13 protein-coding genes and 1 pseudogene are annotated in these 14,696 nt (G+C 42.9%); 7 read left to right on the forward strand and 7 right to left on the reverse strand.

Annotated elements, in window-relative coordinates:
* Positions 1–54 precede the first annotated feature (54 nt).
* From E4T82_RS02025 to E4T82_RS02040, 4 genes are all read left to right on the forward strand, one after another.
* Positions 55–1,122 (forward strand): BMP family lipoprotein, encoded by a 1,068-nt coding sequence (locus tag E4T82_RS02025; protein WP_135181238.1) that lies wholly within the window; start codon positions 55–57, stop codon positions 1,120–1,122.
* Positions 1,123–1,259: 137 nt separating this feature from the next.
* Positions 1,260–2,795: an ABC transporter ATP-binding protein gene (locus tag E4T82_RS02030; protein WP_075098308.1), complete on the forward strand. Its 1,536-nt coding sequence runs from the start codon at positions 1,260–1,262 to the stop codon at positions 2,793–2,795.
* Positions 2,788–3,849 (forward strand): ABC transporter permease, encoded by a 1,062-nt coding sequence (locus E4T82_RS02035; protein ID WP_075098309.1) that lies wholly within the window; start codon positions 2,788–2,790, stop codon positions 3,847–3,849. Before E4T82_RS02030 ends, E4T82_RS02035 begins: the two co-directional genes overlap by 8 nt.
* A gap of 2 nt (positions 3,850–3,851) precedes the next feature.
* A complete protein-coding gene (locus E4T82_RS02040; RefSeq protein WP_075098310.1) occupies positions 3,852–4,805 on the forward strand; it encodes an ABC transporter permease in 954 nt (317 codons plus the stop codon).
* A 437-nt stretch (positions 4,806–5,242) separates the two neighbouring features.
* On the opposite strand, the gene E4T82_RS02045 is transcribed toward E4T82_RS02040, so the two are convergent.
* On the reverse strand, positions 5,243–6,226 hold the full coding sequence (locus E4T82_RS02045) for an L-lactate dehydrogenase (RefSeq protein WP_135052835.1): 984 nt from the start codon (positions 6,224–6,226) through the stop codon (positions 5,243–5,245).
* A 191-nt stretch (positions 6,227–6,417) separates the two neighbouring features.
* On the opposite strand from E4T82_RS02045, the gene gyrA reads away from it, so the two are divergent.
* The 3 genes and pseudogenes from gyrA (at position 6,418) to radC (ending at position 10,496) form a co-directional block, all read left to right on the forward strand.
* Positions 6,418–8,865 carry a DNA gyrase subunit A gene (gene gyrA / locus E4T82_RS02050; protein WP_135181239.1) on the forward strand — a complete coding sequence of 816 codons (2,448 nt, stop codon included), beginning with the start codon at positions 6,418–6,420 and terminating at the stop codon, positions 8,863–8,865.
* A 4-nt stretch (positions 8,866–8,869) separates the two neighbouring features.
* On the forward strand, positions 8,870–9,616 hold the full coding sequence (locus tag E4T82_RS02055) for a class A sortase (protein WP_135181240.1): 747 nt from the start codon (positions 8,870–8,872) through the stop codon (positions 9,614–9,616).
* A 173-nt stretch (positions 9,617–9,789) separates the two neighbouring features.
* Positions 9,790–10,496 (forward strand): annotated as a pseudogene (radC, locus tag E4T82_RS02060) (RadC family protein).
* Here the strand turns inward: radC and E4T82_RS02065 are convergent.
* The 6 genes from E4T82_RS02065 to E4T82_RS02090 form a co-directional block, all read right to left on the reverse strand.
* On the reverse strand, positions 10,493–11,182 hold the full coding sequence (locus E4T82_RS02065) for a gamma-glutamyl-gamma-aminobutyrate hydrolase family protein (protein WP_135181241.1): 690 nt from the start codon (positions 11,180–11,182) through the stop codon (positions 10,493–10,495). The pseudogene radC and the gene E4T82_RS02065 sit on opposite strands and share 4 nt — an antisense overlap.
* A 3-nt stretch (positions 11,183–11,185) precedes the next feature.
* Complete coding sequence (locus tag E4T82_RS02070; RefSeq protein ID WP_135181242.1) at positions 11,186–11,824, reverse strand: redox-sensing transcriptional repressor Rex; 639 nt, start codon at positions 11,822–11,824, stop codon at positions 11,186–11,188.
* A gap of 109 nt (positions 11,825–11,933) precedes the next feature.
* Positions 11,934–12,149 (reverse strand): DUF4649 family protein, encoded by a 216-nt coding sequence (locus tag E4T82_RS02075; RefSeq protein ID WP_135181243.1) that lies wholly within the window; start codon positions 12,147–12,149, stop codon positions 11,934–11,936.
* A complete protein-coding gene (locus E4T82_RS02080; RefSeq protein ID WP_135181244.1) occupies positions 12,146–12,499 on the reverse strand; it encodes a DUF1831 domain-containing protein in 354 nt (117 codons plus the stop codon). Before E4T82_RS02080 ends, E4T82_RS02075 begins: the two co-directional genes overlap by 4 nt.
* The gene (locus E4T82_RS02085) at positions 12,499–13,620 is read right to left on the reverse strand and encodes a cysteine desulfurase family protein (protein WP_135181245.1); all 1,122 of its coding nucleotides are present in this window, start codon (positions 13,618–13,620) and stop codon (positions 12,499–12,501) included. Before E4T82_RS02085 ends, E4T82_RS02080 begins: the two co-directional genes overlap by 1 nt.
* 9 nt (positions 13,621–13,629) lie before the next feature.
* The gene (locus E4T82_RS02090) at positions 13,630–14,607 is read right to left on the reverse strand and encodes a ribose-phosphate diphosphokinase (protein WP_135181246.1); all 978 of its coding nucleotides are present in this window, start codon (positions 14,605–14,607) and stop codon (positions 13,630–13,632) included.
* Positions 14,608–14,696: the final 89 nt, after the last annotated feature.

Here is a 14,696-nt window from a genome sequence, read left to right on the forward strand (position 1 = left end):
TCATTTCCATTTTGCAACGAAGGTTGCACAAAGAATTTTTAGGAGGGTTCAGAAATGAACAAAAAACTTATTGGTTTAGGTGTTGCGACTCTTGCAACTGTGGCACTTGCTGCTTGTGGCAACCGCGCAGCTAAGAACGATTCAAGCTCAAGTGATGCCACAGGAGTAAAAGCAGCAATTGTTACGGACGTTGGTGGTGTTGACGACCGTTCATTTAACCAGTCAGCTTGGGAAGGTTTGACAGCATGGGGAGAAGAAAACGGTCTTAAAAAAGATGAGGGCTACACCTACTTCCAATCAGGTAGTCAATCTGATTACGTAACAAACCTTGATTCAGCAGTTTCAGGCGGCTACAACCTTGTATTCGGTATCGGTTTTGCCTTGGAAAATGCGATTGCTGAAGTAGCACCAAACAATCCTGACACAAACTATGTGATTGTTGATAGTGTTGTCAAAGACCAGAAGAACGTAGCGAGCGTTGGCTTTGCAGACCATGAAGCATCTTACCTTGCTGGTGTAGCTGCTGCTAAATCAACAAAAACAAACCATGTAGGATTTATCGGTGGTATGGAATCTGTTATCATTGACCGCTTTGAAGCAGGATTCGTAGCAGGTGTGAAATCTGTTAATAAAGATATCAAAGTAACGGTTGACTATGCAGGTTCATTTGCTGATTCAGCAAAAGGTCAAACATTGGCTGCTGCTCAATATGCTGCTGGTGCAGACGTGATCTTCCACGCATCAGGTGGTACAGGTAACGGTGTCTTTGCCGCAGCGAAAGCAGAAAATGAAACACGTAATGAGGCAGACAAGGTTTGGATCATTGGTGTAGACCGTGATCAATCAGCAGAAGGTAAATACACTTCTAAAGATGGGAAAGAGTCAAACTTCGTATTGGCATCTACTCTTAAAGAAGTAGGTACTTCTGTTAAAGACCTTGCTGCAAAAGCTCTTAAAGGTGAGTTTCCTGGTGGTGACATCATCACATTCTCACTTGCAGATAAAGGAGTAGACTTGGCTGAAACCAATCTTTCAAGCGAAGCTTCAGAAGCAGTAGCAGCTGCTAAGAAGGACATCTTGGATAAAAAAGTAGAAGTTCCAGAAGCGCCTAAGAAAAAATAGAATAGTGTTTAATCCGAAACGGCGACCTGACTCGGTCGCCGTTTTAGGAGTTGAGATTATATAATTTCATTAAAGCTTATCAAGCCTTGTTTTGGTAGGTTTTACTGACAAAATATAATCCGAAAGGAAAAGAGATTATGACAAAAGATTATGTCATTGAAATGCGAGAAATCACAAAGATTTTTGGTGATTTTGTCGCAAATGATCATATCAATTTAAATGTCAGACGTGGAGAAATTCATGCCCTTTTAGGAGAAAATGGTGCAGGTAAGTCGACATTGATGAACATGCTTGCGGGTCTTTTAGAGCCGACAAGTGGAGAAATTGCTATAAATGGTCAAGTTGTGACAATTGATTCTCCATCTAAGGCTGCACATTTGGGAATTGGGATGGTTCACCAGCATTTCATGCTTGTGGATGCTTTTACAGTCGCCGAAAATATTATTTTAGGAAGTGAAACAACCAAGGCTGGCGTGATAGACCTTAAAAAGGCTATCCAAGATATTAAAGAATTATCAGCTAGATATGGTCTGGAGGTAGATCCGACCGCCAAAGTCGCAGATATTTCAGTCGGGGCACAGCAACGGGTAGAGATTCTTAAAACCCTCTATCGTGGAGCCGATTTATTGATTTTTGATGAGCCAACGGCTGTTTTGACGCCGGCAGAAATTACAGAGCTTCTAAAAATTATGAAAACTCTGGTGCAAGAAGGAAAATCGATCATCCTGATTACTCACAAGTTAGATGAGATTCGCGCAGTTGCGGATAGCGTAACTGTTATCCGTCGCGGAAAATCAATTGAAACTGTCGAAGTCGCTGGTGCGAGCAACGAAGACCTAGCCGAGTGGATGGTCGGGCGTTCCGTATCCTTTAAGACGGAAAAAGTTGCTGCTGATCCTAAAGAAGTCATTCTATCGATTAAAGACTTAGTCGTTCATGAAAATCGCGGGATTCCTGCTGTTAAAGGCTTATCGCTTGATGTCCGTGCAGGAGAAGTTGTTGGTATTGCAGGGATTGATGGCAATGGTCAGAGCGAGCTTATTCAAGCGATTACAGGGCTTCGTAAGGTAAAATCTGGTCAAATTTTTATTAAGGGCACAGAAGTAGTCGGAAAAACACCCCGGAAGATAACAGAGATGAAGGTTAGCCATGTGCCAGAGGATCGTCACCGTGATGGTCTGGTCTTGCAAATGACAGTGGCTGAAAATATTGCCTTGCAGACCTACTACAAGGAACCAATTTCTAAAAACGGTATCTTGAACTATGATACCATTAACAAAAAAGCCCGTGAACTCATGGCAGAATTTGACGTTCGGGGTGCTAGTGAACTGGTAGCCGTCAAGGCACTTTCAGGGGGAAATCAGCAAAAAGCGATTATCGCGCGGGAAATCGACCGAAATCCTGATTTGTTGATTGTCAGCCAACCGACGCGCGGTCTTGATGTTGGGGCGATTGAATATATCCGTAAACGCCTCATTGCAGAGCGTGATAAAGGAAAAGCGGTACTGGTGGTCAGCTTTGAATTGGATGAAATTTTAGATGTGTCTGACCGTATTGCAGTCATTCATGACGGTGTTATTCATGGGATTGTTGATCCTGCCAAGACCAATAAACAGGAATTGGGATTCTTAATGGCTGGAGGAAGGCTGGAAAAGGAGGAAGCAAATGCCTAAAAAGTTACAAAATATAACTCTCCCCCTACTTGCGGTTCTGTCAGGCTTGGTTCTAGGAGCCATCATCATGCTTGTATTTGGCTATGACCCTATTGCAGGCTACGATCAATTATTTTATTCAGCCTTTGGCTCTGTAAAATCTATCGGAGAAATTTTTGCAGCTATGGCTCCGCTCATCTTTACAGCTCTAGGATTTGCAGTGGCAAGTCGCGCAGGCTTCTTTAACGTTGGGCTTTCAGGTCAAGCGCTTGTCGGTTGGGTATTTGCGGGATGGTTTGCCCTAGCAAACCCAGATCTACCACGTCCTGTGCTAATCTTGGCAACGATTTTAGTCGCAATGATTGCCGGAGGTCTTGCCGGAGCAATTCCGGGGATCTTACGTGCCTATCTCGGAACGAGCGAGGTAATCGTGACCATCATGATGAACTATATCTTGCTCTATACCAGCAACTATATTATCCGCAATGTTTTTGCAACTGATTTGATGAAGAATAAGGACTCAAGTATCAATATCTCTGCCAATGCTTCCTACCGCTTGGATTGGTTGACGAGTGCGACTGAAAATTCTCGGATAAATATTGGTATCTTCTTTGCTGTGGTTGCTGTGCTTGTTATCTGGTTCTTATTAACAAAGACAACCCTTGGTTTTGAGATTCGCTCTGTTGGTCTCAATCCGACAGCTTCTGATTATGCAGGCATGTCTGCTAAACGGACGATCATTCTCTCCATGATTATCTCTGGTGCCTTAGCAGGTATCGGTGGTGCCATTCAGGGACTTGGAACCTTCCAAAATGTCTATACTCAAGGTGGAAATCTGGATATTGGTTTCAATGGTATGTCCGTAGCCCTACTAGCCTCTAATTCGCCACTTGGAATTCCGTTTGCTGCCTTCCTATTTGGTACCTTGTCAATCGGAGCGCCTGGTATGGTGAAAGCGCAGATTCCACCTGAATTGATCAACGTGGTGACTGCATCTATCATCTTCTTTGTCGGTGTTAAATTCATCTTTGAACAATTATTGAAACGTAGAAAAAAAGCGAAAGGAGCGAACTAGGTATGAATCTGACAATCTTAACGCTGCTTGTTTCGCAAATGTTGATTTACTCTGCCCCTCTTATTTTTACCAGTCTTGGAGGCGTGTTCTCTGAACGAGCAGGTATTGTCAATGTGGGACTAGAAGGAATCATGGTGATCGGTGCTTTTGCTGGTGTTGTATTCAATATTGAATTTGCAAGCATCTTTGGTAAGACAACTCCACTTTTAGCTGTCTTGGTCGGAGGAGTAGCAGGATTAGTATTTTCTATTATCCACGCAGTCGCAACGATCAACTTCCGTGCAGACCATGTCGTGTCAGGAACGGTGCTCAACTTACTAGCGCCAGCCTTATCCGTCTTTCTCATTAAGGTTCTTTACCACAAAGGGCAGACAGATAGCATTCCACAATCATTTGGTAAGTTTTCATTCCCATTACTAGAAAAGATTCCAGTAGTCGGTGATTTATTCTTTAAAAACACTAGTTTAATGGGCTATGTAGCTATTGCTATGGCTTTCTTATCTTGGTTTATCCTCTATAAGACTAAATTTGGTTTGCGTCTTCGTTCAGTTGGTGAGCATCCACAGGCAGCAGATACCTTGGGGATCAACGTATACGCTATGCGCTATGCTGGTGTCCTGATTGCAGGCTTCCTCGGTGGAGTTGGGGGTGCTGTAAGTGCCCAAACCGTTAATATTAACTTTTCAGCAACGACCATTGTCGGTTCTGGCTTCATTGCCTTAGCAGCTGTGATTTTCGGTAAATGGAATCCACTGGGTGCGATGCTGGCTAGCCTATTCTTCGGCTTGTCTCAAAGTTTAGCAGTTATTGGAGCGCAGCTTCCAGGCCTTTCTCAAGTACCGACTGTATACTTACAGATCGCCCCTTACTTGATTACAGTAGTAGCGCTTGCAGCATTCTTCGGAAAAGCCGTTGCACCGAAAGCAGATGGTATCAACTATATCAAATCAAAATAAAAAAATGGAAGTGGGAGTAAAATAGTCTGGACTAGACCATTTTACTCCTACTTTTATATGGTTTTAAGTGAGCAAGCGGAGGGCTATAAAGCAGATGCAATCAGTCTATTATAGGCATTTAGTTTATACTTCGTTAATGCACTTCAGTGCTACCTGCGACTTTTGACGAAAACTTCGTTTTCTTCATTTCCTAGCTCAAACAGTCTCTCTCCAGGACTGTGTTGACGAAAACTTCGTTTTCTTTATTTCCAACCTCCAACAGTCTATCCCCAGACTGTGTTGACGAAAACTTCGTTTTCTTTATTTCCAACCTCCAACAGTCTATCCCCAGACTGTTGGAGCTAATACTAAAAATAAACTAAACGGCTATACCAGACCTATCGCTGAATGCAAGTCTCTAACAGAACTAAAAAACCTTGCTAAGCAAGGTTTTTAGATTAGTTTTTGATTGAAGCTGCAATCTCTGGATTTGCAAAGGCATCATCCATGATTTCTTTTAATTGTCTAGCAGAGGCTTGCATTTTTTGCAATTCCGCGTCGCTCAATGGGATGTTTACTGGACGAACAATACCGTGTGCACCGATAATCGCTGGTTGTCCGATAAAGACATCTTCAACGCCCTCGTATTGACCTGCTTGGTAAACAGAAAGTGGAAGCACAGCGTTCTCATCATCAAAGATAGCCTTTGTGATACGAGCAAGTGCAGCACCGATACCATAGTAGGTTGCCCCTTTTTTATTGATGATAGAGTAAGCAGCATCACGAACAGATACAAACAAGTCTACAAGTCCTTGCTCATCAATATCACGGTTGTCTTGTAACCAACGCTCTAACTTAACACCTGCAACGTTTGCATGTGACCATACGGCAAACTCTGAATCACCGTGCTCACCCATGATGTAGGCGTGAACTGAACGCGCATCAATACCGATCTTTTCAGCAAGTGCTTGACGGAAGCGAGCAGAGTCAAGAGAAGTACCAGAACCGATGACGCGCTCTTTAGGGAAGCCAGAGAATTTCCAAGTTGAGTAAGTAAGGATGTCAACTGGGTTAGCTGCGACAAGGAAAATACCGTTGAAACCAGAAGCAACAATTTCACTGACGATTTGTTGGTTAATACGAAGATTTTTCTCGATCAATTGAAGGCGAGTTTCACCTGGTTTTTGTGGCAAACCTGCTGTTAAAACAACAAGATCTGCATCGTGTGCATCAGAATATTCAGCTGAATAGATTTTTTTAGGCGAAGTGAATGCAAGAGCGTGGCTCAAATCTTCTGCATCACCTTGAGTACGATCTTTGTTGATATCAACGATACCTAATTCTTGACCAATTCCTTGGTTGACAAGTGCATAAGCATAAGCAGAACCTACGGCACCATCACCGACAAGGATAACTTTTTTATGTTGTTTAGTTGCAGTCATGTTCTAAACATCTCCTTAGTTTTATTTAGGGACGAGCGTCCCGACCATTTATCATTCTAGCATTTTTTAGGTACTTTGTCACTTGTGAAAGCCACTTTGAAAATGTTTACATTATGGCTTCTCTACAAGAAAATTTCTTCACAATATGTTATAATATAATAGATACTTTCTAGAGAAAAGAGACAGATTTAATGCATGATAAACATTTGGTAGATGTAAATCTGACCAGCGAAATGAAGACCAGTTTCATTGACTATGCAATGAGTGTTATCGTAGCTCGGGCGCTTCCTGATGTACGAGATGGTCTAAAACCCGTTCATCGTCGTATTCTGTATGGAATGAATGAATTGGGCATTACGCCAGATAAACCGCATAAGAAATCAGCCCGTATTACAGGGGATGTTATGGGTAAATACCATCCGCACGGTGATAGTGCGATTTATGAGGCTATGGTACGGATGGCTCAATGGTGGAGCTACCGCTACATGCTAGTAGATGGTCATGGAAACTTTGGGTCAATGGACGGAGACGGAGCGGCTGCCCAGCGTTATACCGAGGCCCGTATGACCAAAATTGCCCTTGAAATGCTGCGGGATATTAACAAGAATACCGTCAATTTTGCAGATAACTATGACGCTAGCGAGCGTGAGCCAGAAGTTCTGCCAGCCCGCTTTCCAAATCTTCTCGTCAATGGGACTACGGGGATTGCCGTAGGGATGGCGACAAATATTCCACCCCACAATCTCGGTGAAACAATTGAAGCGGTGAATTTGATTATCGATAATCCAGAAGCGACCACCCGTGACATTATGGAAGTCTTGCCCGGCCCCGACTTTCCAACAGGCGCTCTTGTCATGGGAAGATCCGGTATTCACCGTGCTTATGAAACAGGAAAAGGGTCAATCGTCCTACGCTCTCGGACAGAAATCGAAGAGTATGGAAATGGTCGCGAACGGATCGTTGTTACTGAATTTCCTTACATGGTTAATAAGACCAAGGTTCATGAGCATATTGTTCGCTTGGTGCAGGAAAAGCGCATCGACGGGATCACAGCTGTTCGTGACGAATCCAACCGTGAGGGGGTTCGCTTTGTCATTGAGGTGAGACGTGATGCGTCAGCCAATGTCATTTTGAATAACCTCTTCAAATTAACCCAGCTTCAAACCAACTTTAGCTTTAATATGCTGGCGATCCAAAACGGTGTGCCGAAGATCTTGTCAGTCCGTCAAATTTTGGATGCTTATGTAGAGCACCAAAAAGAAGTGGTGACCCGCCGAACGCAGTTTGACAAAGAAAAAGCAGAAGCGCGTGCCCACATTTTAGAAGGCTTGCTGATTGCACTTGATCATATTGATGAAGTGATTAAGGTCATTCGTAACAGTGAAACTGATGCGATTGCTCAGGTGGAATTGATGACACGCTTTGAATTGTCAGAGCGTCAAAGTCAAGCCATTCTGGATATGCGTCTGCGCCGTTTGACAGGATTGGAACGAGACAAGATTCAGTCAGAGTATGATGATCTGGTAGCCTTGATTGCAGACTTGGCGGATATTTTGGCTAAGCCTGAACGTGTCGTCCAAATCATCAAGGATGAATTAGAAGAAATCAAGCGGAAATATGCGGATTCTCGCCGGACAGAATTGATGGTCGGAGAAGTGCTATCGCTAGAAGACGAGGACTTGATTGAAGAAACAGATGTGCTGATTACCCTATCAAATCAAGGCTATATCAAGCGTCTTTCCCAAGATGAATTTCATGCCCAAAAGCGCGGTGGACGTGGTGTTCAAGGAACAGGGGTCAAAGATGACGACTTTGTCCGTGAATTGGTTTCGACCAGCACGCATGACAGGCTCTTATTCTTTACCAATAAGGGACGGGTCTATCGTCTGAAAGGGTATGAAATTCCTGAATACGGCCGCACAGCCAAGGGACTGCCAGTCATCAATCTCTTGAAATTGGAGGACAATGAGTCTATTCAGACTATTATCAATGTGACCAAGGAGCAAGAAGAAGGTCACTATCTCTTCTTTACCACCCGCCAAGGAATTGTCAAACGAACCAGCGTTGCTGAATTTGCAAATATTCGTCAAAGTGGTTTGAAGGCCCTCAATTTGAAAGAAGATGATGAATTGATCAATGTCTTCTTGACGGATGGGCAGACAGATGTCATTATGGGCTCTAAATTTGGTTATGCCGTTCGTTTCACAGAAACAGATGTCCGCAATATGGGACGTATCGCGACTGGTGTACGGGGGATGAAACTCCGTGAAGGGGACTGCCTTGTTGGTGCAGCCGTTGTGTCAGATGAGCAAGAGGTTCTTGTCTTGACGGAAAATGGCTTCGGAAAACGCACGCCTGCCCAAGAGTATCCAACCAAGGGACGTGGTGGTAAAGGTATCAAGACTGTTAAGGTGGCAGAAAAGAATGGTTACCTAGCAGGCTTAACCACGGTTTCGGGTGATGAAGATGTCATGGTGATTACAGATACAGGGGTCATCATTCGGACAAATGTAGCGAATATCTCCCAGACAGGTCGGGCGACTATGGGTGTGAAAGTCATGCGATTGGATGAGGAGGCAAGTATCGTAACCTTTGCCTTGGTAGACGCTGCAAATTCTAAAGATGTAGAGGAAGAATAATTTTATGAGCAATCGTAAACGTTCGAGTAACAAGAAAACAAGTAGCATTTGGAGAAATATCCTCGCGGCTATCCTCCTCCTTATTGCTATCGCCTTAATTTTTAACACATCTATTCGCAATATGATTATCGCCTGGAATAGTAATCGCTATCAGGTGAGTAAGATCACAGAAGCTGATATTGAGAAAAATAAGCAGGCAGCAACGACCTTTGATTTTGATCAGGTAGAATCCATCTCAACAGAGGCTGTTCTGAAAGCACAATGGGAAGCGCAAGAACTACCTGTAATCGGAGGGATTGCGATTCCTGATTTGAACATCAATTTACCGATTTTTAAAGGTGTGTCTAATGTTTCGCTCATGTATGGCGCAGGGACGATGAAAGAGGGGCAAGAAATGGGGCAGGGTAACTATGCCCTTGCTAGTCATAATATTATTGGAATGGCTGGTTCTAGCGAAACTCTCTTCGCTCCTCTATTGCGTGCTAAAGAAGGTATGAAAATCTATGTGACTGATAAGCAACATGTATATACCTATATCGTGACGGAAGTTAAGTCTGTTACTCCAGAGAGTATTGAAGTAATTGATGATATTGAAGGTCAAACTGAGATTACGCTTGTGACGTGTGAAGATGCAGCTGCCACTATGCGAACGATTGTTAAAGGCAAGCTAGAAACAAGTGTTCCATATAAGGAAGCACCAAAAAGTATGCTGAAACACTTTGAAAAGAAATACAATCAACTTCAATTATAAGGTATCAGGAGTGGAGAAAAATTTTCAATGGTGTTTCGCTATGATTGCTATATACATTTAAAGAGGCTGGATGATTCCAGCCTCTTATTTTACTGTAAAATAAGAAAAACATGATGCTTATGAATTTCTTATTCCTTTTTACGAATCAATAGTATGAAGGAGGAATGCTAGAGATGTATAAGATTGCATTTAAAGAGGAACGTTTATTGCCACGGGAAAGGTTATTGGAAGTAGGAGCTGAGCGCCTCAGTAACCAAGAACTACTCGCGATTTTTATCCGTACAGGTACAAAAAACCAACCTGTTTCTGCTGTCTCAAATAATCTATTAGCAAGGATTGAAAACCTTGCTATGCTAAAGGACTTATCTATTGCAGAATTACAGGAGTTAGCAGGAATTGGTCAAGTTAAGGCGATTGAGATAAAAGCTATGATTGAGTTAGGCAGAAGAATCAATCAGTCTGAATTGCTTGTCGAGGAACAGATTGTTGGTAGCGAGTTACTTGCAAGAAAAATGATTCAGGAATTTGGTTCCAAAAAACAGGAACATTTAGTCGCTATTTATTTGGACACCCAGAATAAGATTATCAGTCAACGCACCATTTTTATCGGCAGTGTCAACGCACCATTTTTATCGGCAGTGTCAACCGTAGTATCGCAGAGCCACGTGAAATTTTACACTATGCGATTAAGCATATGGCGACTTCAATTATCGTTGTACACAATCATCCGTCAGGCTTTGTTCAGCCTAGTAGAAATGACATTGCATTTACTCAAGCACTAAAAAAGTCCTGCGATATGCTAGGACTTATACTGTTAGACCATTTAATTGTTGGAAGGTCAAGCTACTATAGCTTGCGCGAGGAAAATCAGCTTGACTAATAGTCTTGCACAAAATATTTGAACAATTCTTGCGATTCTGGACAGGTAGCGTAGAGCATTTCAGGATGCCATTGAACACCGAGAAAGGGTGGGTTTTCTGTCATGAGAACAGCCTCTATGATTCCATCAGCTGCTTGACCGATGACCTGTAAGCCAGGGGCTACTTGATCCAAGGCTTGTCTGTGGAAGGAATTGACTTGCGGTTGCTCTCCATAAATTCTAGTCAGTGCTGTCTCAGCTACTAGTTGAATTGTCTGAGAAGGAGTATCAGCAGGAATCGTCTGCCAATGATTGGGAATGGTTTGGTGCAGGGTTCCCCCCATGGCAACATTGAAGAGTTGCATTCCACGACAGATACCTAAAATCGGTTTTTGCTGTGCTATCGCTTCTTGAATAAGGGAAAAGTCAAAAGCATCACGCTTAGCGTGGTAATTATCGCTATCGATTGTCTTTTCTTGTCCATAATAGTACGGTAGGACATTTTGTCCACCAGTCAGGATGAGCTTATCAATCATGCTCACGTATTGTTTTGCGGTATCGGGAGATACGATTGGCAGGATCAGCGGAATGCCACCAGCATCTTCAATGGCCTGTACAAAACTCGTGGCTACATAGGAGAGGGTTGGTTCGGTATCATCGTTTGCATTGTTAAATTCATTGCCTGAAATGCCGATAATGGGTTTCATAGGTTAACCCTTTCTCATGAAGTAAAGGAGTGTCTGTAATTCGCTTGTCAAATCTACATATTGGACAACAACATCTTTTGGAACAGACAGATTGACAGGAGAAAAGCTCAAAATTCCTTTGACTCCTGCTTTTATAAGAACATTGGCAACTTCCTGGGCCTTACTACTTGGTACTGTCAAAATAGCGGTTTGAGCATTGGCTTCTTTGATCTTTTCTTCAATTTCTGAAATCGCATAGATAGGTACATTTTCATCAATGGTACCGACCGCTGGATGGTTATCTGCTTCAAAGGCCATGACAATTTTCATTTTATTACGTTCGTGGAAGCGGTAATGAAGGAGAGCACGTCCCATATTTCCGACCCCGATTAGCATCACATTTGTGATTGAATTATCATTTAGGATATCCGCAAAGAAATCCATCAATTTCTTGACATCATAACCAAATCCGCGCCGACCAAGCTCACCAAAGTAGGAGAAGTCACGGCGAACAGTAGCAGAATCAATACCGATAGCTTCAGCAATTTCTTTTGAACTAGCCTTTTCAATATTTCCAGCATGGAATCGTTTGAAGATGCGGTAGTAGATGGATAAACGTTTGGCAGTAGCACGAGGGATAGCAGATTTTTTTTCGTTTTTCACAATCTTTTACTCCTTTCGATGATTATCTCTATTTTAGTAAAAGTTTGTGAAAAAAGCAACAGATTATACTTAAAAAACAGAGAAAAAAACAAGAATTGTTCTTGTTTTTCTACTGATTTATAGGGTCAATTGTTTGTAAATAGCGGTATAAATCACCGATTAATCCTTGATAGCCTAAGTCTTTCCCGTCCTGAGTTAAGGAGAGGACCTTGAGGTGATCCGGAATGGTCACGCAACCCGAGAAAGTAAGAAGCAGGACATCAAAGTTTTCAAACGTTTGTGAACGAATTTGCTGATAGGAATCTTGATAACGTAATTCAATCATGATTTTGTGCTTTCTTTTGTGAAAATGTCTCGGTCAACCAAGCTATCCATGAGGAAATAAAATTTTTCTTGAATGACAGCATTGCCACCCGTCTTAAAAATATCTACCAAATGTAAGCCTGACTTGTCTGTGATATTGATTTTGAAACCAGTCAAATCCTTGTTGATGATGATTTTTAGGAGGAATCCTTGATTTGAGTTAGGGATTTCCTCTAACATGCGGGTCAGTTGATAATTGCCGACATGAGTTTGTTCAAATGTGTTGTCGCGCAAGGTATATTTTTTAATAGCGGGACTAATAGTGTAGCTATAGTCACAATTTTTAAGCGTTACAGATGTTGCAAAAGCCATTACTGGGTGCCTCCGATGATTTGATGTAGTTGTTGAACGAGGAAATCGAGTTCTTCTTTGGTCGTTTTGTGGGAAAAGCTAATCCGAATCGATTCTTTCAGCCGATCTGAATCCTGACCGTACATGGCTTCTAGGACATGACTCGCTTGAATGACACCAGCTGTGCAGGCGGATCCACTTGATACAGCGATTCCTGCGAGATCAAGGCGCATGAGGAGCTGTTCATTGAGCTGGTGTGGAAAACCAATGTTCACCACGTAGGGTAGACTAGGACCGCTTTCGTTGAGATAGTAGTTGCTTGGTGCCAACTTATCCAGCAAGAAGGCTTTCAAGTCAGTCACAGTCTGGTAGTGTTGCTCTAGCTGGTCGGTTTGTTCTTTCAAAGCGGTTGCCATGGCAGCAATTCCAGCCAGATTTTCGGTACCTGCCCGATGTTGTTCTTCTTGTCGTCCTCCGTGAATGAGCGAGTCAAAGTTGGCAAGCCGACTATAGAGGAAACCGACACCTTTGGGGCCGTGAAATTTGTGGGCAGCAGCAGAGAGGAAATCAATGTGTAGTTCTTCAGGTAAGATAGGGATTTTTCCAATCGCTTGGACGGCATCCACGTGAAAAACAGCCTGGTGATCGTAGAGGATTTCTCCGATTTCTCGAATAGGAAGTAGCAGTCCAGTTTCATTATTGGCATACATGACACTGACCAAAATAGTGTCTGGGCGCAAGGCTTCCTTAATCTGCTGAGCAGAAATCACTTGGTTGACAGGTTCAATGTAGGTCACTTCAAAGCCAAAGCACTTTTCTAGATACTCCATAGTATGGAGTACGGCATGGTGCTCAATAGCTGTAGTAATCAGGTGTTTGCCCTTGTGCTGATTGGCGAGGGCGTAGCCCTGAATCGCTAGCGTGTCAGCTTCTGAACCGCCAGATGTAAAGATGATTTGCTCTGGCTTGGTATCAAAAATTTGAGCAATGTCAAGTCTGGCTTTACGAAGAATACTATTTGCCTTTCTGCCTGCCCAATGAATACTAGAGGGATTGCCATAGTATTCTTTTGAAATATCTATAAAGGTTTGAAGGGCAGCATCAGACAGCGATGTGGTTGCTGCATGGTCTAAATAAATCAAAGAAAACTCCTAGTTATCTTTAGTGGGATTGGTAAAGTTAAAGAGCGGGCTGACTGGACGGCGTTCATGGATACGGATAATTGCATCTGCAATCAACTCGCTAGCGGTGATAAAGGCGATATTCTGAGGGAGTTGTTCCTTACTTGCTACGGAGTCCGTAACCAAAACTTCCTTAATCGGTGCTTGATCCAAAAGCTCAGCAGCCGTTCCAGCAAATAGACCGTGACTAGCTACTGCATAAATTTCAGTCGCCCCGCCTTCTTGTACGATACGAGCGGCTTCTGAGAAGGTCCGACCAGTATTTAAAATATCATCGATCAGGATGGCTGTTTTGCCAGCGACATCTCCGATAATGTAGCCTTCTGTACGGTCCGCATCATCTTGTGCATAATCGATAATGGCAATTGGTGAATTGAGGTATTCTGCTAGGCTACGCGCACGTTTGATACCTGAATTTTTGGGGCTGACGATAACGACATTCTCATTGCACAGACCTTTTGCCATGTAATGCTCAGCAAACAATGGTACCGTAAAGAGGTTATCAACTGGAATATCAAAGAAACCTTGTACCTGAACAGCATGCAAATCAAGTGAAAGTACGCGGTCAACGCCTGCTTTTACGAGCATGTTGGCAACGAGTTTTGCTGTAATAGGTTCGCGAGGAGCGGCAGTACGATCCTGACGAGCATAGCCAAAATAAGGCATGACGACCGTGACAGAGTGAGCGCTAGCGCGTTTACATGCGTCTACCATAATCAACAATTCCCAGAGGTGGTTATTGACAGGGTAGCTGGTTGATTGGATGATGTAGACATCAACTCCACGCACACTCTCTTCGATGTTAACCTGAATTTCTCCGTCTGAGAATTGCCGGGTCGTCATTTTTCCAAGGGGGATGCCCGAAGCTGCTGCAATTTTCTCAGCAATTGCGCGATTGGCATTCAAAGAAAACAGTTTAATTTGTTTATCACCATAAGGTTGAACCATGATCAGAAATACTCCTTTTATTCGATAGTTCTATTTTATCAGAAAATCTAAAAATTTTCAGTAATGAAATGGATTTATTGAACTTTATC

The organism is Streptococcus cuniculi (assembly GCF_004570575.1).
GTDB lineage: Bacteria > Bacillota > Bacilli > Lactobacillales > Streptococcaceae > Streptococcus > Streptococcus cuniculi_A.